The sequence below is a fragment of the Leifsonia sp. KNZ12-8B genome, assembly GCF_056755495.1.
Window position 1 is genome coordinate 1 of the sequence record NZ_JBPGXM010000079.1, and the last position, 17,909, is coordinate 17,909.

General features: G+C 70.5%; 14 protein-coding genes. 10 read left to right on the top strand and 4 right to left on the bottom strand.

Annotated elements, in window-relative coordinates:
* A partial coding sequence (locus ACR9ZG_RS12185; protein ID WP_481285107.1) for an IPT/TIG domain-containing protein occupies positions 1 to 591 on the bottom strand: 591 nt, incomplete at its 3' end.
* 314 nt (positions 592 to 905) lie between these two features.
* Here ACR9ZG_RS12185 and ACR9ZG_RS12190 point away from each other — a divergent pair.
* The 9 genes from ACR9ZG_RS12190 to ACR9ZG_RS12230 all read left to right on the top strand — a co-directional run bounded on the left by ACR9ZG_RS12190 (position 906) and on the right by ACR9ZG_RS12230 (position 12,886).
* Positions 906 to 2,915, top strand: coding sequence for an MDR family MFS transporter (locus ACR9ZG_RS12190; protein WP_481285108.1), 2,010 nt, complete (start codon positions 906 to 908; stop codon positions 2,913 to 2,915).
* A 156-nt stretch (positions 2,916 to 3,071) separates the two neighbouring features.
* A complete protein-coding gene (locus tag ACR9ZG_RS12195; RefSeq protein ID WP_481285109.1) occupies positions 3,072 to 3,872 on the top strand; it encodes a phosphatase PAP2 family protein in 801 nt (266 codons plus the stop codon).
* Positions 3,873 to 4,055: 183 nt separating this feature from the next.
* Positions 4,056 to 5,381, top strand: coding sequence for an ABC transporter substrate-binding protein (locus tag ACR9ZG_RS12200; protein ID WP_481285110.1), 1,326 nt, complete (start codon positions 4,056 to 4,058; stop codon positions 5,379 to 5,381).
* A 70-nt stretch (positions 5,382 to 5,451) separates the two neighbouring features.
* Entirely contained in the window at positions 5,452 to 6,570 is a 1,119-nt protein-coding gene (locus ACR9ZG_RS12205; protein ID WP_481285111.1) for a carbohydrate ABC transporter permease, read from the top strand.
* On the top strand, positions 6,567 to 7,451 hold the full coding sequence (locus ACR9ZG_RS12210; protein ID WP_481285112.1) for a carbohydrate ABC transporter permease: 885 nt from the start codon (positions 6,567 to 6,569) through the stop codon (positions 7,449 to 7,451). The genes ACR9ZG_RS12205 and ACR9ZG_RS12210 overlap by 4 nt, the downstream gene beginning before the upstream one ends.
* A 2-nt stretch (positions 7,452 to 7,453) precedes the next feature.
* Positions 7,454 to 8,914 (top strand): GH1 family beta-glucosidase, encoded by a 1,461-nt coding sequence (locus ACR9ZG_RS12215; protein WP_481285113.1) that lies wholly within the window; start codon positions 7,454 to 7,456, stop codon positions 8,912 to 8,914.
* 27 nt (positions 8,915 to 8,941) lie between these two features.
* On the top strand, positions 8,942 to 9,964 hold the full coding sequence (locus tag ACR9ZG_RS12220; protein WP_481285114.1) for a LacI family DNA-binding transcriptional regulator: 1,023 nt from the start codon (positions 8,942 to 8,944) through the stop codon (positions 9,962 to 9,964).
* Positions 9,965 to 10,208: 244 nt separating this feature from the next.
* Positions 10,209 to 10,976: a cohesin domain-containing protein gene (locus ACR9ZG_RS12225; protein WP_481285115.1), complete on the top strand. Its 768-nt coding sequence runs from the start codon at positions 10,209 to 10,211 to the stop codon at positions 10,974 to 10,976.
* Between the two features lie 32 nt (positions 10,977 to 11,008).
* On the top strand, positions 11,009 to 12,886 hold the full coding sequence (locus tag ACR9ZG_RS12230) for an amidase family protein (protein ID WP_481285116.1): 1,878 nt from the start codon (positions 11,009 to 11,011) through the stop codon (positions 12,884 to 12,886).
* Positions 12,887 to 12,934: 48 nt separating this feature from the next.
* Here the strand turns inward: ACR9ZG_RS12230 and ACR9ZG_RS12235 are convergent, their stop codons facing one another.
* The 3 genes from ACR9ZG_RS12235 to ACR9ZG_RS12245 form a co-directional block, all read right to left on the bottom strand.
* The gene (locus ACR9ZG_RS12235) at positions 12,935 to 13,795 is read right to left on the bottom strand and encodes a carbohydrate ABC transporter permease (RefSeq protein ID WP_481285117.1); all 861 of its coding nucleotides are present in this window, start codon (positions 13,793 to 13,795) and stop codon (positions 12,935 to 12,937) included.
* Positions 13,792 to 14,826: a carbohydrate ABC transporter permease gene (locus tag ACR9ZG_RS12240; RefSeq protein WP_481285118.1), complete on the bottom strand. Its 1,035-nt coding sequence runs from the start codon at positions 14,824 to 14,826 to the stop codon at positions 13,792 to 13,794. Before ACR9ZG_RS12240 ends, ACR9ZG_RS12235 begins: the two co-directional genes overlap by 4 nt.
* Positions 14,827 to 14,912: 86 nt before the next feature.
* Positions 14,913 to 16,193 (bottom strand): ABC transporter substrate-binding protein, encoded by a 1,281-nt coding sequence (locus ACR9ZG_RS12245; protein ID WP_481285119.1) that lies wholly within the window; start codon positions 16,191 to 16,193, stop codon positions 14,913 to 14,915.
* A 63-nt stretch (positions 16,194 to 16,256) separates the two neighbouring features.
* On the opposite strand from ACR9ZG_RS12245, the gene ACR9ZG_RS12250 reads away from it, so the two are divergent.
* Positions 16,257 to 17,894 (top strand): glycoside hydrolase family 13 protein, encoded by a 1,638-nt coding sequence (locus ACR9ZG_RS12250; RefSeq protein ID WP_481285120.1) that lies wholly within the window; start codon positions 16,257 to 16,259, stop codon positions 17,892 to 17,894.
* Positions 17,895 to 17,909 lie beyond the last annotated feature (15 nt).

Consider the following 17,909-nt stretch of genomic DNA (forward strand, 5'->3'; position numbering starts at 1 on the left):
CGCGGCGGCGTCGTGGTTGTACCAGTCGCCGTTCATCTGCCAGCCGCGGGCGATCAGGGTCTGGCTGACGAAGTTGGCGCAGTCGCCGCCCACGGAGTTGAGGTCGCCCCACTCGGCGCTGTTGTAGTTCTTCCAGTACGTCATGGCGTACGCGAGCTGCTTGTCGACCGGCGTCTGCACCTGGTACTCGTACGTCTTGCCGTCGGTCGGGACGGCGGTGCCGTCCTTGTCCTTCACGGTGATCGGCACGGAACCGGCTTGGAAGCTCTGCGCGGCGGGCACCACGGCGACGACCTTGTCGGCGGTCGCCTGGGTGACGGTCGCCGGCTGGGTCCCGATCTGGATGCTGCCGACCTTCTGCAGGTTGGTGCCCGTGATGGTCACGGTCCCGCCCGACAGGCTGCCGGCGGCCGGCTCGATCGCCGACACCGCGGCCGGCGTCGCGCTCGGCGTGGACTGCGCGGCCGCGACCGCCTTGGTGACCGGCGACGGCTCCCCGGCGCAGCCGGTGAACAGCAGGGCGGCGGCAGCGGCGGAGGATGCTGCGACGAGGGCGCGGGAGCGGGTACGGGTACGTGTGAGAGAACTCATAGGCCTTTTGGGTCGATTCGGAGGGTGCAGGAATCGGGTGCTCGCCACGGTACCCCCGTCACCTTTGCGGCACCTGGACGGGGGGCAGCGCAGCCTCTCGTTCCGCGGAAACACGTGCGGAAAACGCACGGTCCGCCGGGCCGGCGGAGACCCGTTCGCCCCTGGCGAACCGGTTCCACACCCCTCCCACGCCCGTTGCTTGAAGACTCGCACCGGGTGTAACTTTGCACTCTCCGCAAAATATCTTTCGCGACCCTCACACCGGTGTGACGCCCGAGCACCCGGGCGTCCCCGCCCTCTCGACCCGGAGTTCGATGTCCACCGCACACCCCTCGGCGACCGCCGCGCCCCAGCCGATCATGTCGCACCGCGAGATCCTCTTCGTGATCTTCGGGCTCATGGCCGGCATGTTCCTCTCCGCCCTCGACCAGACGGTCGTCGGCACCGCGATCCGCACCATCGGCGACGACCTCCACGGCCTCAGCCAGCAGGCGTGGGTCACCACCGCGTACCTCATCCTCTCCACCATCTCCACGCCGATCTACGGCAAGCTCTCCGACATCTTCGGGCGGCGGCCGCTGTTCATCATCGCGATCGTCATCTTCGTGGTCGGCTCGTTCGCCGCGTCCTTCTCGACGTCGATGATCCAGCTCGCGGCGTTCCGCGCCATCCAGGGTCTCGGCGCCGGCGGCCTGATGTCGATGCCGCTCGCGATCATGGGCGACATGCTCGCCCCGCGCGAGCGTGCCAGGTACCAGGGCTACTTCCTCGCCGTGTTCGGCATCTCCAGCCTGGTCGGCCCGCTGGTCGGCGGCCTCTTCGCCGGCGCCGACGAGATCCTCTGGATCGCCGGCTGGCGCTGGGTGTTCCTGATCAACGTGCCGATCGGCGTCGTCGCGCTCGCCATGGTCCTGCGCTTCCTGCACCTGCCCAAGCGCGAGCGGGGGTCGGTGCGGATCGACTGGTGGGGCGCCGCCGGCGTCATCATCGCCCTCGTCCCGCTGCTGCTCGTGGCCGAGGAGGGCCGCACGTGGGGCTGGGACAGCCCCGGCGCGATCGCCTGCTACGTGATCGGCGGCATCGGCATCATCGCGTTCATCCTCATCGAGATGCGCATGAAGGACGACGCGCTCATCCCGCTCAAGCTGTTCCGCTCCTCGACCTTCTCGATGGCCACGGTCATCGGCGTGCTGGTGGGCTTCGGGATGTTCGGCGCCATGCTGACCCTGCCGCTCTACCTGCAGCTCGTGCTCGGCTCCACCCCGACCGAGTCGGGCCTCCAGCTGCTGCCGATGATCCTCGGCCTGATGGTGTCCTCGATCGCGTCCGGCCAGATCATCTCGCGCACGGGCCGCTACCGGCAGTTCCCGATCATCGGCACGGCCCTGCTGTCGGGCGGGTTCTTCTACCTGACGTTCCTCAAGTACGACAGCTCGTACTGGTTCATCGCGGGCGCGATGCTGCTGATCGGCCTGGGCCTCGGCCAGCTGATGCAGACCCTGACCATCGCCAGCCAGAATTCGGTGGGCCTGCAGGACATGGGCGTCGCGACCAGCGCCTCCACGTTCTTCCGGCAGATCGGTGGAACGGTGGGCACCGCCGTGCTGCTCTCCCTGCTCTTCACGGTGTTCCCGTCGAACATCAAGGGCTCGCTCACGGACACGCCGACGCTGACCTCCGCGCTCGACGCCGCATTGACCCCGTCGGTCGCGACGGCGCCGGAGAACAAGCAGATCATGGAGACGATCTACGTCAAGTTCACCGAGCCGATCGAGAAGAACGCGCAGGCCGCCGCGCACGCCGCGGGCGTCAAGCAGCTCGTCGCGCAGGGCATCCCGCAGGATGTCGCCGAGCAGCAGGTCCCGGCCGAGCCGATCGACTTCTCGAACGCGGCCCAGCGCGAAGCGGTCGTCGAGAAGGCCGTGCCGCAGGTGCGCGAGCAGCTCGACACGGCCGGAGCCGGCGCCACCACCGGCTCGAGCCTCGACGACACGTCGTTCCTGAACGCGGCGGACGACCGGCTCGCCAAGCCGTTCCTCGTGGGCTTCAACGCCTCGGCCGTGCAGGTCTACTGGGTCGCGATGATCGTCGTGCTGATCGCGTTCGTGCTGACGTGGTTCTTCCGCACGCCGCCGCTGCGAGCCAAGTCGGCGCTGCAGGAGGCTGCTGACGACGCCGCCGACGAGGCGGCCCGCCGCGCGGAGGAGAGCGACGACGTCGGCATCCTGGCGAACCGCGCCGCCGGCGAGGTCGGTGCGCTCATCGAGCCGGGCGCCGACACCGCCTCCACGCGCGCGCAGCGGCCGCGGCCCGCGACGGAGTAGCGCACAGGTCATCGACGGAGGCCGTCGTCCCAGTGGGACGGCGGCCTCCGTCATTGCTGGGCACCACCTGAACGCGTGTGATATTTCGGATGCTAGATTGGATGTCGCCGCCGACACGCGTCCGCGGCGCACCCGACATCGCCTCCGGAGGACCCCGTGCCGGACACCGCCCGCTCCACCCGCATGGCCGACCGCACCCGCCTGGCCGACCGCACCCGCCTGGCCCGCATCCCCGTGCCCGCCGCCTGGATCCCGCTCGCGCTGAACGGCCTCCTGCTGGTGCTGTTCCTCGGTGCGGGCATCGCACTCGTGCCGGCCGTGACCGAGCTGGAGGCGACCCTCGTCGCGAGTCTGGGCGACCTGCGGACGCCGGCGCTCGACGCGCTGGCTCTCGGCATCGCCTTCGCCTTCTCCCCTCCCGCCGGCACCCTGGTGCTGCTCGGCCTGTTCGCGGCGCAGCTGTTCATCGCCCGGGCGCCCGTGAACGCAGTCGCCACAGCCGTCGTGATGGCGCCGGCACTGCTGGCCGTGTCACCGCTCACGCTGCTCTTCCCGCGGCCCCGCCCCTCCACGGCCGCGATGGACCAGGCCATCGCCTCCCATGTCCGCGACGACAGCTTCCCGAGCAGTCACACGGCCGTGGCCACGGCGGTCGTCATCGGCTGCGCCCTGCTGGCGCGCCGCAGCCGGCCCGCGGTGGCCGGGGTGGGTGCGGTCGTGGTCCTGATCGTGGCTGCCTCGCGCGTGTACGCGGGTGCCCACTACCCGACCGACGTCGTCGCCGGCGCCGCCCTCGCCGCGAGCGTCGCGTTGGGCGCGGCGGGCGTCTGGAACGCGATCGGGATGCCCGTGCTGCGCCGGCTCCCCGCGCTGAGCGCATTCGGCCCCATCCCGGCGTCCGAGAGCGGTCCGCGCCGGCATCGCCAGACCTTCGTGAGTCCGCGCGCCACCAGCTGAGCTCGAATCCGCAATCCGCGCCAGCTCAACGATGAGAGCGCGATCATTTGCTGCTTGACAGGGGCAGCCGAAGCGCTCTACAGTCGTGCACAACGCGTGAGAGCGCTCTCACAGCTTGCCGCATGAGAGCGCTCCCACGCGCTCACCGGACCCAAGCACAACACACGCACAAGGGAGTGACCCGTGAAGCTTTCACGACGCACCACGGTCGCCGCCGCCATCGCCGGCGCGGCGTCCATCGCCCTCCTCGCCGCCGGATGCTCGTCGAACGGCAGCGGTGGCGGGAGCAGCTCGGACCCCATCACACTGACCGTCACGACGTTCGGCACGATGGGCTTCGACAAGCTCTACTCGCAGTACGAGAAGGAGCACCCGAACGTCACGATCAAGGCCACCAACATCGACACCGGCGACAACGCCCTGACCGACTGGCAGACGAAGCAGGCGGCCGGCAGCGGCCTCCCCGACGTCCAGGCGGTCGAAGAGGGCTGGCTCAGCAAGGTCATGCAGGTCAGCGACCAGTTCAACGACCTCAAGGACTACGGAGCCGACACGATCAAGGACCGCTGGGTCGACTGGAAGCTCAAGCAGGCCACCGACAAGGACGGCCGGATCATCGGCTACGGCACCGACATCGGCCCCGAGGGCCTCTGCTACAACGGCAAGCTGTTCGCCGCGGCCGGCCTGCCCAGCGACCGCGAGGCGGTCGCCCAGCTGTTCGGCGGCGAGAACGCCACCTGGGACGACTTCTTCAAGGTCGGCGAGCAATACCACGCCGCCACCGGCAAGCCCTGGTACGACCAGTCCGGCTTCATCTGGAACGCGATGGTGAACCAGCAGGAGGAGGGCTACTACACCAAGGACGGCAAGCTCAACATCGAGGACAACGCCGACCTGAAGGCGCTGTGGAGCAAGCTGGCCGCAGGCGCCGAGGCGGGCCTGTCCTCCAACCAGACCCAGTGGGACTGGGGCAAGGGCAAGGCGTTCACCGACGGATCGTTCGCGACCTTCGTCTGCCCGGGCTGGATGCTCGGTGTGGTCAAGGGCCAGGTCGAGGCCGGCGGCGGCGACGCCACGACCGGCTGGGACTTCGCCAACGTGTTCCCGGGCGGCGCGGCCAACTGGGGCGGCTCGTTCCTGACCGTGCCGAAGCAGTCGAAGCACCCGAAGGAGGCGGCGGAGCTCGCCGCCTGGCTGACCACCGCGAAGTCGCAGGTCGAGACCTTCCAGGCCGCCGGCACCTTCCCGTCGGTCACCGAGGCCCAGACCGACGCCGGCGTCACCGGTGAGAGCGACCTGACGAAGTTCTTCAACAACGCGCCGGTCGGCCAGATCCTCGGCGAGCGCGCGAAGGGCGTCGTCGCCCAGTTCAAGGGTCCGGACGACTCGGTGATCCAGTCGCAGGTGTTCGGCCCCTCGGTGCAGGAGCTCGACTCCGGCAAGGCGGACGGCGACCAGGCGTGGGCCAACGCCATGGACCTGCTGAACCAGCTGGTCGTCAACAAGTAACCCAGCATCCGCACCCGGGCCCCCGCCGCCGAACGCGCGCGGCGGGGGCCCGCACCACGGGAGAACCGCCATGACCACCACCGCCACCAGGGACGCCGCTCCCGCCGCCTCCTCGTCGCGGCGCGATCGGCAGACCCGCCAAGCGCTGACCTTCCGGCAGCGCCTCAGCCGCTTCGACGTGAAGGCGTCCCCGTACTTCTACGTCGCCCCGTTCTTCATCCTGTTCGGGCTCGTCGGCCTGTTCCCGCTGATCTACACGTTCGTCGTGTCGCTCAACAAGTGGAACCTGCTGACCGGCCCCGGCGAGTGGGTCGGCTTCGGCAACTACGTCGCCGAGCTCCAGGACCCGTTCTTCTGGAACTCGCTGTTCAACACCGTCAGCATCTTCCTGCTGTCGGCCATCCCGCAGCTGATCGCGGCCGTCTTCATCGCGGCGATCCTGGACCAGAATCTGCGGGCCAAGACCTTCTGGCGGATGAGCGTGCTGCTGCCGTACGTCGTCACGCCGGTCGCCGTCACCCTCATCTTCTCGAGCGCCTTCGACGAGAAGTACGGCCTCATCAACAACCTGCTGCAGGCGGTCGGTCTCGACCCGGTGATGTGGAAGACGCAGACCTTCCCGTCGCACGTCGCCATCGCGACGATGGTCAACTGGCGCTGGACGGGCTACAACGCCCTCATCCTGCTGGCCGCCATGCAGGCGGTCCCCCGCGACATCCACGAGTCCGCCGCGCTCGACGGCGCGGGCTCGTTCCGGCGGTTCTTCTCGATCACGCTGCCGAGCATCCGCCCGACGATGATCTTCGTCATCATCACGGCGACCATCGGCGGCCTCCAGATCTTCACCGAGCCGAAGCTGTTCAACCCGTCGAGCGCGGTTCCGGGAGGCCCCCAGCGGCAGTACCAGACCACCGTGCTCTACCTGTGGGACATGGCCTTCAACCGGCAGAACTTCGGCAAGGCGTCGGCGATCGCGTGGATGCTGTTCCTGCTGATCGTGCTGTTCGGCGTCCTCAACTTCCTCATCTCGCGGCGCATCGCCTCCACCGAGGCGCGGGTGCACCGCCGACGGACGGCCCGCCGGCTCGCGAGGAGCCGCAGCCTCTCCGCATCCGACCCGCAGTCCGACCCGGCCACCGCCGAGGGCGCCCGCGCCCTGGCCGCCGCCAGCGAGGAGAAGATCTCATGACCGCCACCGCCTCCACCCGCACCGCCGCCCCCGCGCCGCGCGCGCCCAAGCGCAAGGCGCTCGGGATCGACCGCCGGCCCGGCTTCCTGACCTACGGCCTCCTGCTCGCCGTGTTCATCGGCGGCGCGTACCCGCTGTGGTGGTCGTTCGTCGCGGGCTCCAGCGACAGCACCGTGCTGACCTCCACCTGGCCGCCGCTGCTGCCGGGCGGCCAGTTCTGGACGAACGTCGGCGAGGTGCTCGGCACCGTCCCGTTCTGGCTCGCGCTCGGCAACTCGATCATCGTCGCGAGCGTCATCACCATCTCCGTCGTTGCGTTCTCGACGCTCGCCGGGTACGCCTTCGCCAAGCTGCGCTTCCGCGGCCGGGAGGGGCTGATGGTGTTCGTCATCGCGACCCTCGCCGTCCCGACGCAGCTGGGCATCATCCCGCTGTTCATGGTGATGAAGCAGTTCGGCTGGACCGGCACGCTCGGCGCGGTGATCGTGCCCACGCTGGTGACCGCGTTCGGCGTGTTCTTCATGCGGCAGTACCTGGTCGACGTGATCCCGGAGGAGCTGATCGAGGCCGCCCGCGTCGACGGCGCCAACATGATCCGCACGTTCTGGCACGTCGGCGTCCCGGCGGCGCGGCCGGCGATGGCGATCCTCGGGCTGTTCACCTTCATGACCGCCTGGACGGACTACCTCTGGCCGCTGCTCGTGGCGCCGCAGAACCCGACGCTGCAGGTGGCGCTCAGCCAGCTGCAGTCCGCGAAGTACGTCGACTACTCGATCGTGCTCGCCGGCGCGGTGCTCGCCACCATCCCCCTGCTGATCCTCTTCGTGCTCGCCGGCCGGCAGCTGGTCTCCGGCATCATGGCCGGCGCGGTGAAAGGTTGAGAATGACGAACACCTTCCGCTGGCCAGACGGCTTCGTGTGGGGATCCGCCACCGCGGCGGCCCAGATCGAGGGCGCGGCGCACGAGGACGGGAAGGAGGACTCCATCTGGGACGCCTTCGCCCGCGTCCCGAACGCCATCGCCGGGGGCGACACCCCCGAGACGGCCGTCGACCACTACCACCGGATGCCGCAGGACGTCGCCCTCATGCGCGAGCTGGGCCTCCAGTCGTACCGGTTCTCGACCTCCTGGGCGCGCGTGAAGCCCGGCGACCGCGCGGTGAACCCGGCGGGCCTCGACTTCTACAGCCGCCTGGTCGACGAGCTGCTCGAGGCGGGCATCCTGCCCTGGCTGACGCTGTACCACTGGGACCTGCCGCAGGCGCTGGAGGAGCGGGGAGGCTGGACGAACCGCGACACCGCGTACCGCTTCCGCGACTACGCCCTCGCCGTGCACGACGCGCTCGGCGACCGGGTCACGCACTGGACGACGTTCAACGAGCCGCTGTGCTCCTCCCTCATCGGCTACGCCGGGGGTGAGCACGCGCCCGGCCGCACCGAACCGCGCGCAGGGCTCGCGGCCCTCCACCACCAGCATCTCGCGCACGGGCTCGCGGTGCGGGCGCTGCGGGAGGCGTCGGGAGGCGCGAGCGGCCCAGCGGGCTCGCCGCTGCGGCTGGGCATCACGCTGAACCTGACGACGGCCGTCCCGAACGACCCGGCCGACCCGGTCGACCTCGACGCCGCCCGCCGCATCGACGGCCTGTGGAACCGCATGTTCCTCGAGCCGCTGCTGCTCGGCGCCTACCCGGACGACGTGCTGGAGGATGTGCGCGAGCACCGCTTCGAGGAGCTGGTGCACGACGGCGACCTCGACGTGATCGCGCAGCCGATCGACTTCCTGGGCGTCAACCACTACCACGACGACAACGTGAGCGGGCATCCGCTGCCCGCCGGCACCCCCGCCGGGCTGCAGCCGACGGATCGCCGGAAGGCCTCGCCCTTCCCCGGCAGCGAGTTCGTCACCTTCCCGTCGCGCGGCCTGCCGACGACGGCGATGGGCTGGGAGGTCAACCCCGGCGGCCTGCGCGACCTGCTGGTGCGGCTCACGCGCGAGTACCCGAGCCTCCCGCCGCTGTACATCACCGAGAACGGGTCGGCGTACGAGGACGTCGTGGACGCCGACGGCCGCATCCGCGACCCGCAGCGCGAGGAGTATCTGCTCGCGCACATCGACGCGGTGCGGCAGGCGATCGAGCAGGGCGCCGACGTGCGCGGGTACTTCGTGTGGTCGCTGCTCGACAACTTCGAGTGGGCCTGGGGGTACGCCAAGCGGTTCGGCATCGTGCACGTCGACTACACGACGCAGCAGCGGACCGTGAAGGACTCGGGCGCGACCTACGCCCGGCTGATCGCGGCGGCTCGCGCGGCGGACGCCGACCGCTCGGCGCCGGCGCCCGTCTAGCATGGACCACGGACGGAAGGGGGCCGCATGACCACCGAGCAGACCGAGAGCCGCCCTGTCCCGACGCTGGAGGCCGTCGCGGCCCGCGCGGGCGTGTCGCGTGCCACGGTCTCGCGCGTGGTCAACGGCTCCCCCAAGGTCACGGCGGAGGTCGTGGCCGCCGTGACCCGCGCCATCGCCGACCTCAACTACGTGCCGAACCGGGCGGCCCGCTCGCTCGCGTCGCGCCGCACGCAGGTGATCGCGCTGGTCGTGCCGGAGTCGACGGCCAAGGTCTTCGCCGACCCGTTCTTCGCCTCCATCGTCCAGGGCGTCGCGCTGAGCCTCGCCGACACCGAGTACACGCTCAACATGGTCATCTCGTCGGAGACGAACCCCGACAAGACGCGGCGCTACCTGATGGGCGGGAACGTCGACGGCGCGCTGGTCGTCTCGCACCACTCCGGCGACCACTCGTACGCGCAGCTCGGCGCCAGCCTCCCGATCGTGTTCGGCGGCCGCCCGGTCAGTGACACCGCGCGCGAGTCGTACTTCGTCGACGTGGACAACGTGGCGGGCTCGGCCGGCGCCGCCGCGCACCTCGTGGAGCGCGGCCGCCGCAACATCGCCCTGATCACGGGCCCGCAGGACATGCCTGCCGGCCTCGACCGCTACACCGGTTGGAAGACCACCCTCGACGCCCATGGCCTCGACACCTCCCTGGTCGAGTACGGCGACTTCTCCCCCCGCTCGGGGATGGACGCCATGCGCCGGCTCCTCGCCCGCGGCCGCCCGATCGACGGCCTGTTCGCGGCGAACGACCAGATGGCGGCCGGGGCGTACTCGGTCATCCACGAGGCCGGGCTCAGCATCCCGGGCGACATCGCGGTCGTCGGCTTCGACGACGACAACTTCGGCCTCACCGCGACCCCGCCCATGACGACCGTGCACCAGCCGTCCATCGGCCTCGGCGAGACGATGGCCGGCGTCCTGGTGCGCCGCCTGGCCGGCGAGCCCGTGGAGCGCGTGACGCTGCTGCCGACGGAGCTCGTCGTGCGGCAGAGCACGTAACGTCCCGGCGCCCAAAGACCCTGTGTAACGCCTCAGAAACACGATCGCCTGTTCTGCGAAACAGCGGTTGCATAACGTCGACCATGTCGATGGAGCCGCTTCCTCAGCCGCCGGCCCTCCCCCGAGGCCGGCACTGGACCGTTCGCAGGTCGTGCTTCCCGGCGCCTCGAGTCTCCCCTTCCTCCCGCTGACGGCGGACGCATCGGCGACCCCCTTGGCCCCCTCCAGAGGAAGGCACCATCCGATGCATCACACCCCCGGGCGCCTCGTGCGCCTCCTCGCCGTCGCAGCGGCCTCGCTCGCCGGCGTCGGCCTCGCCGTCGGCGCTGCGGCGCCCGCCGTCGCCGCCCCAGCGGTGGCGGGCGTCACCGTCTCGGCCCCGGCCGCCGTCACCGCCGGCGACACCTTCGACGTCAATGTCGCTCTCACCGGCGCGACCGACGTCTTCGGCTACGAGGCGGTGCTGGCCTTCGACCCGGCGCTCGTCGCCTACGTCGACGGCAGCGCGGTCGTCACCGCCGGCGGCTACGACGCGGTCGACACCGGCTCCGGCACGGTCGACCTCGTCTACACGCGGCTCGGCACCTCCCCCGCCCTGTCGGGCGACGTCGCCTACACGCTGACGTTCACCGCGAAGGCCGCGGGCTCGACGGCGTTCGCCGTCCGGTCGCTGTCGCTGGTCGACCCGGCCTCCGCGGTGACCCCGCTCGCGGATCCGGCCTCGAGTCCTGCGCTGGTGATCGCGCCCGCGCCGACGCCCCCGACGCCGACGCCGACGCCGACCCCGACGGCCCCTGCCCCCGGTGGATCCGGCGGCGGCGCCTCGGGCGGCGGCACCGGCGACGGCGGAGCGACCGGCACCGCCGGCTCGCCCTCGGTCGCCTCGTCCGACGACCTCGCCTCCACCGGCTCCGACATCACCCTGTCCCTGATCGTGGCGGGCGTCCTCGTCGCGCTGGGCACCCTCGTCGCCCTGGTCGTGTTCCGCCGCCGCGAGGGAGAAGCCCGATGACCCGCCGTCCGACCCTGAGGAGCGCCACCGACATGCCCGCCAGCACCGCCTCCCGCCGCTCCACCGCCCGCCGCGCCACCGCGGTGACCGGCGCCGTCGCGGCGCTGTCCGCCCTCGTCGCCACCGGCGCCGTGGTGGCGCCCGCCGCCGCCGCGCCGTCCTCCCCCGCGGCGGCGGCCGCGGCCGGCGCCTTCCTCGCGCCGTACTACACCGCGCTCGACCTGACCGGCGACGAGCGGGTCACGACGGCCGACCTCGACGTGCTGAGCGACCACCTCGGCGACACCAGCGCCTCGGCGGGATGGTCGTCGGTGGCGGTGGCCGACGCCGACACGGACGGCGTCATCACGGTCAAGGATGTCGTCGCACTCTCCCAGCGGATGATCTACGACGACGGGCCCTTCGAGCTCGTGGAGGCCTCCGCGCTCGACATGCAGGCCGCGATGAACGCCGGCGTGACGACCTCCGTGAAGATCACGCAGGAGTACCTCGACCGCATCGCCGCCCTCGACCGCACCGTGGTCGACCCGGGTGCCGGCGGACGCGCGCTCAACTCGATCATCTCCACCAACAAGCAGGCGCTGACGATCGCGGCCCAGGCCGACGCCACGCGGGTGGAGAAGGGGATGACGAGCATGCTCCTCGGCGTCCCCATCGCCGTGAAGGACAACTACGACACCGTCGACATGCCGACCACCGGCGGCTGCGGCTGCTGGGACGGCAACCAGACCAGTGACGACGCGGCGATGGTGAAGGGCCTCCGCGCGGCCGGCGCGGTCATCCTCGCCAAGGCCAGCCTGGACGAGTTCGCGTACGGGTTCGTCTCCGAGTTCTCGTCGTACCAGGACCCGGGCAAGACCCTCCTCGTCGCCAGCCCGCTCAACACCACGAAGACCGCGGGCGGTTCCAGCGGCGGCACGGGAGCGGCCATCGCCGCGAACCTGGCGGGCATCGGCTTCGGCACCGACACGGGAGGCTCCATCCGCGTCCCGTCGACGTACAACTCCCTCGTCGGCATCCGCCCGACCGTCGGCCTCGCCAGCCGCGACGGCATCATCCCGCTCGCACTCAGCCAGGACACCGGCGGCCCGATCGCCCGCAGCGTCACCGACGCGGCGGTCGCCCTCGACGCCGTCACGGGCGTGGACGCGGCCGATCCGATCACCGCCGAGCAGACCGGCCACGTGCCTGCCTCGTACACCGCGGCGCTCGATCCCACGGCCCTGAAGGGCAAGCGGATCGGCATCGTCACGTCCATGCTCGGCAGCAACGCGACCGTCGCCCGGCTGTGGGCCGACGCGAAGGCGACGCTGGAGGCGCAGGGCGCGACGGTCGTCGAGATCACGAGCGTTCCGGCCGCGTTCACCGCGACCCTCAACGAGGGCAGCGGCAGCACGAACGAGTTCAAGCACGACCTGAACGTCTACATCCAGAACCACCTCGCCCCCGAGGTGACGGCCCGCTCGATCGGCGACATCCTGGCCAGCGGCCGCAACGTCACCTCGCGCAACAGCATCTACACGTCGCGCAACAACGTGACCGAGGCGCAGTACCAGGCGTGGGCCGGCCCGTCCGGCACGCATACGGCGGCGATCGCGACCGGCAACGCCACGGTCACCCAGCTGATGAACGACAACACGCTCGACTCGCTGGTGTACCCGAGCGGCTCGCCGTACGGCACGATCGGCACGAACATGCGCCTGAGCCCGAACACCGGGATGCCCGCCATCACGGTGCCGATGGGTCAGGCCATCGCCACCGACGGCACCAACCCGGTCGTCGGCGCGAACGTCAACCTCGAGTTCCTCGGGCGCGACTACGACGAGAGCGGCATCATCGGCCTCGCGTACGCCTTCGAGCAGGCGACCCACGCCCGCGCGACGGCGCCGCTGTACGGGCCGCTGAAGTAGCGGTCCGCTGGTCCTGAGGGCCGGGGTCCGCGATGCGGGCCCCGGCCCTCAGCCCTTCACGCCGCCGGCGGTGAGGCCGGCGACGATGCGGCGCTGGAAGATCAGCACCAGGATGATCAGCGGTACGGTCACGATCGTGCCGGCGGCCATGACGGTCGTGTACGGCTCCTGGTGCGGCTGGCTGCCGGTGAAGGAGGCGATGGCCACGGTGACCGGCTGCGTCGCGTCCGAGGACAGCTGGCTGGAGATCAGGAACTCGTTCCACGACGAGATGAACGCCAGGATCGCGGTCGTGAACACCGCCGGGGCGGCCAGCGGCAGGATGATCTTGCGGAACGCCTGCGCCTGCGTGCACCCGTCGATACGTGCCGCCTCCTCGAGATCCCACGGCATCTCCCGGAAGAACGACACCAGCGTGTACACCGTCAGCGGGAGGGCGAAGGAGATCTGCGGGATGATCAGCGCCTGGTAGGTGCCCATCCAGCCGATGTTGGTGAACAGCTGGAACAGCGGCGTGATCAGCGCGACGCCCGGGAACATCGAGGCGGCCAGGATGATGCCGAGCACGATGCCCTTCATCCGGAACTCCAACCGCGCCAGCGCGTACGAGGCGAAGATGCCGACGACCAGGGACACGATCGTCACGCAGATGCCGATGAACAGCGAGTTCAGCAGCGCCTGCCCGAGATGGTTGCCCAGCCGGGTGGAGAACGCGGTGACGTAGTTGTCCAGGGTCACGTGCGTGAACCACGGCGTGTTGTCGTTGGTGTAGCCGACATCACGGAACGACGTCACGACCATCCAGTAGAACGGCAGCAGGCACCAGAGCATGATCACGATCGCCTGGACACCGGTGCGGACACTCTGGTTGCGTCGGCGCGCGGCCGCGCGGCGGCGGACGGCGGTCATGCCTTCGCCCCCTTCTGCTGCGCCTCCTGGGTGCGCACCACGTTCGTCCCGAGCAGGCGCACGAAGACGAGCGCGACGCCGAAGATGATGAGGAAGGTGATGGTCGAGAGCGCCGCGGCCGCGTTGAAGCCCTGCCGGATCTGGTCGACGACGAGGATCGATAGGGTCGTCGTCGCGTGCCCGTCGCCTCCACCTCCGCCGGTCAGGATCGCCGGGAGGTCGTACATGCGGAGCGCGTCGAGGACGCGGAACAGGATGGCGACGAGAAGGGCCGGCTTCAGCAGCGGAAGCGTGACCCGCCAGAAGCATTGCCAGGTGGAGGCGCCGTCCATCCGCGCCGCCTCGTAGACCTCCTCAGGGATGATCTGCAGCCCGGCGAGGATGAGCAGCGCCATGAACGGCGCGGTCTTCCAGGTGTCGGCGATGATGATCGCGAAGCGGGAGGCCCACTCGTCGCTGGTCCAGAGGATCTGCGTCCCGATGATCGCGTTGGCGACGCCCGCCGCCGAGAAGATGAAGAACCACAGTTTGGCGGTGACCGCGGTCGGGATCGCCCACGGGATCAGGATCGCGGCCCGCACGATGCCTCGGCCGCGGAACGCGCGGTTCATGATCACCGCGAACCAGACGCCGAGCACGGTCTCGAGCGCGACGGTCACGACGGTGAAGAAGAAGGTGACGGATGTCGCGTTCCAGAACTGCGCGCCGAGACTGCCGGGCGGGCAGGAGATCGCCGCGCCGTCCGGCCCCATGCACCGCTGCAGCAGCCAGTGGGCGTAGTTCTCGAAGCCCGCGAATCCGCCCTGCACGAACAGGCCGGTCGCCGGGTCGAGCCCAGCGTCCGACTGGAGCGACATCACGACGGCGCTCACGACCGGGTAGCCGATGACGACGGCCAGCAGGGCCAGCGTCGGCAGGATCAGGTACAGGGCGAAGCGGCCCTGCTCGCGCTGCCGCCGTCTCGCACCCGGACGCAGCGGGGTACGGGGGCGGGAGGTCGGCGGCGGTGCGAGGACGGCGGGCGCTGGCATGCGGGCTCCACGTGATCGAGGACGGAGACAGGTGTCGGGGCGAGCCGGGCGGCGGAGCTCCCGCCGCCCGGCCGGGGTGCCGGGGCTCAGCCGGCGGAGGCGGTCTGGATGGCCGAGGCCATGTCCTTCAGCGCCTCGTCGACCGTCTTGTCGCCCTTCAGAGCGGCGTAGGAGTTGTCCTGCACGGCCTTGGTGATCGCCGGGTAGAACGGCGAGACCGGCCGCGGCACCGCGTTCTCGATCGAGGTCTTCAGGGTCGAGAGGTACGGCAGCTGCGTGTTGAGGTCGGCGTCGTCGTACAGGGACGCGACCACGGGGGCCAGCGAGCCCTGCGTCACGAAGAACTTCTGCGTCTCCTCGCTCTGCAGGAACTTCAGGAACTCGAACGCCGTGGCCTTGTGCCTGGAGTACACGCTGATCGCCGCATTGTGACCGCCCAGGCTGGAGACGCCCGGCTTGCCCTCCTCGACGCCCGGCAGCGGCGCGATCCCGAAGGTGTCCTTCACGGTCGACTCGCCGTCGGTCTTCGCGAGGCTGTAGACGTACGGCCAGTTGCGCAGGAACATCAGCTTGCCGGCCTCGAACGCCTGCCGGCCCTGCTCCTCCTGGTACGTGATCGCCTCGGCAGGGATCTGGCCGCCCTTGAAGGCGTCGACGAGCCGCGAGAGCCCTGCCTTGGCCTCGTCGGAGTCGACCTCGACCGTCTTGCCGTCGTCCCCGACGATGGTGCCGCCATTCGTGTTGATCGCCTCCGCCACGTTCACGGTCAGGCCCTCGTACTGGGCGAACTGGCCGGCGTAGCAGCCGATGCCCTTCGCCTTGGCGATGTCGCAGTCCTTCAGCAGCTCGTCCCAGGTCTTCGGCGCCTCCTTCACCAGGTCGGTGCGGTAGTAGAGGATGCCGCCGTCCGACGCGCGGGGGGCCGAGTACTGCGTTCCGTTGTACGTACCGGATTCGACCGTCGGCTCCAGCAGCTTCGAGTTGTCCATCTCGAAATCGCCCTTCAACGGCTGCAGCCAGCCCTTCGCGGCGAACTCACCGGTCCAGACCACGTCCACGTCCACCACGTCGTACGCCGAGTCCTTGGCCTGGAAGTGCTGGACGAGGTCGTCGTGCTGCTGGTCGGCCTTGTCGGTCTGCTCCTTGAAGGTGACCTTCTCATCCGGGTGGTCCTTGTTCCACCGGTCGATCAGCGGCCGGATGACGTTCGAGTTGTCCTTGCCCTGGACGAACGTGATCGGTCCCTTGCCGTCGAGACCGGAGTCGGCGTCGGAGCCGCCTCCCGATCCGCCGGTCCCTGAGCAGCCGGCCAGGACCGCGCCGATGGCGGCGATCCCGATGGCGATGGTGATGCCTCGTGCTTTCATGACACTCCTCGTCGAGTTGGGGGCGGGCGTCGACCCGCGTTGTGTAACGATACTATTCGAAGCGTGTGTATCGATACTATTTCTTCGACCGAGGCGCAGGACTGGTGGCGCAGCGCCGTGATCTACCAGATCTATCCGCGGTCCTTCGCCGATGCGAACGGCGACGGCATCGGCGATCTGCCAGGGGTCATCGACCGGCTCGACTACATCAGGGCGCTCGGCGTCGACGCGATCTGGCTCTCGCCGTTCTACGTCTCACCCCAAGCCGACGCCGGCTACGACGTGGCCGACTACTGCGACGTCGACCCGGTCTTCGGAACGCTCGACCAGTTCGATGAGCTGCTCGTGGCGGCCCACCGCCGCGGCCTCCGGGTGATCATCGACCTCGTGCCCAACCACACCTCGTCGGAGCATCCGTGGTTCGCCGCAGCGCGCGAGTCGTCCCCCGGCAGCGCGGAGCGGGGACGCTACCTCTTCCGGCCCGGACGCGGGCCGGCGGGAGAGCTGCCGCCGAACGACTGGATCTCGGTCTTCGGCGGGCCCGCCTGGTCGCGGCTGCCCGGTGACACCGAGTGGTACCTCCACCTCTTCGACGCGCGCCAGCCCGACCTCGACTGGCGGAACCCGGAGGTGGTGGAGGCGTTCGACGACGTCCTGCGGTTCTGGCTCGACCGCGGTGTCGACGGCTTCCGCGTCGATGTCGCCCACGGGCTGATCAAGGACGCCGCGCTGCCCGCCTGGGGCCGCCCCTCCGGCGAGATCGTCGACGGCGGCGCACGCGGTCCGATGTGGGACCAGGAGGGGGTGCACGACATCTACCGGCGCTGGCGGTCGCTGGTCGGCGAGTACGGCCCTGACCGCGTCCTGGTCGCGGAGGCATGGGTCGCGCCCGCGAACAGGCTCAGCCGCTACGTGCGCCCGGACGAGCTCCACCAGGCCTTCAACTTCGACTTCCTGACCGTGGGGTGGAGCGCAGCGCGCGTCCGCCGCTCGATCGCGACCGCGCTCCGCGAGAACGACGCCGTGGGAGCGCCGACCACCTGGGTGCTGTCGAACCATGACGTGATGCGCGCAGCCTCCCGCCTCGGCCTGCCGGACGCCGTCTCGTGGCCGCCGGCGACGGGGCCGGGCTCGCTCGCTCCGGACAGCGCCCTCGGCCTGCGCCGCGCCCGCGCGGCGGCGATGCTGATGCTCGCGCTCCCCGGATCGGCGTACGTCTACGCCGGAGAGGAGCTGGGCCTCCCCGACCACCTCGACCTGCCCGCGGGTGCGCGCCAGGACCCGACGTTCCACCGCACCGGAGGCGCCGAGCAGGGGCGCGACGGCTGCCGCGTGCCCCTGCCGTGGGCCGGCGACGAACCCGCCTACGGGTTCAGCCCGACCGGCGCCTCCTGGCTGCCTCAGCCGGAGGAGTACCGCGCGCTCAGCGCCGACCGGCAGCTGGCCGATCCTGAGTCGACCGTCTCCCTCTACCGCCGCTGCACCGCCCTGCGCGCAGAACGGGGCATGGGCCGCGGGACCGTGGAGTGGGAGGAGGCGGGCGACGAGGTCGTCGCGTTCGTCAACGCCGGCGTCCGCGTGGTGATCAACCTGGGCGACGGGCCGGTCCTGCTCCCGCCGGCCGGGCGCCACGTCACCAGTGTCCCGGGCGCGATCCGCGAGGGGAGGCTGCTGCCCGACTCGGGCGTGTGGCAGTGGTGAGGCCCGGGCGGGGAG

What these genes read in the sequence shown, in the direction of transcription:
- ACR9ZG_RS12220 (WP_481285114.1), top strand. Translation starts at nt 8,942, where the DNA reads ATGACCACCGAGCAGACCGAGAGCCGCCCTGTCCCGACGCTGGAGGCC.
- ACR9ZG_RS12210 (WP_481285112.1), top strand. Translation starts at nt 6,567, where the DNA reads ATGACCGCCACCGCCTCCACCCGCACCGCCGCCCCCGCGCCGCGCGCG.
- ACR9ZG_RS12230 (WP_481285116.1), top strand. Translation starts at nt 11,009, where the DNA reads ATGCCCGCCAGCACCGCCTCCCGCCGCTCCACCGCCCGCCGCGCCACC.
- ACR9ZG_RS12205 (WP_481285111.1), top strand. Translation starts at nt 5,452, where the DNA reads ATGACCACCACCGCCACCAGGGACGCCGCTCCCGCCGCCTCCTCGTCG.
- ACR9ZG_RS12245 (WP_481285119.1), bottom strand. Translation starts at nt 16,193, where the DNA reads ATGAAAGCACGAGGCATCACCATCGCCATCGGGATCGCCGCCATCGGC.
- ACR9ZG_RS12215 (WP_481285113.1), top strand. Translation starts at nt 7,454, where the DNA reads ATGACGAACACCTTCCGCTGGCCAGACGGCTTCGTGTGGGGATCCGCC.
- ACR9ZG_RS12240 (WP_481285118.1), bottom strand. Translation starts at nt 14,826, where the DNA reads ATGCCAGCGCCCGCCGTCCTCGCACCGCCGCCGACCTCCCGCCCCCGT.
- ACR9ZG_RS12235 (WP_481285117.1), bottom strand. Translation starts at nt 13,795, where the DNA reads ATGACCGCCGTCCGCCGCCGCGCGGCCGCGCGCCGACGCAACCAGAGT.
- ACR9ZG_RS12225 (WP_481285115.1), top strand. Translation starts at nt 10,209, where the DNA reads ATGCATCACACCCCCGGGCGCCTCGTGCGCCTCCTCGCCGTCGCAGCG.
- ACR9ZG_RS12190 (WP_481285108.1), top strand. Translation starts at nt 906, where the DNA reads ATGTCCACCGCACACCCCTCGGCGACCGCCGCGCCCCAGCCGATCATG.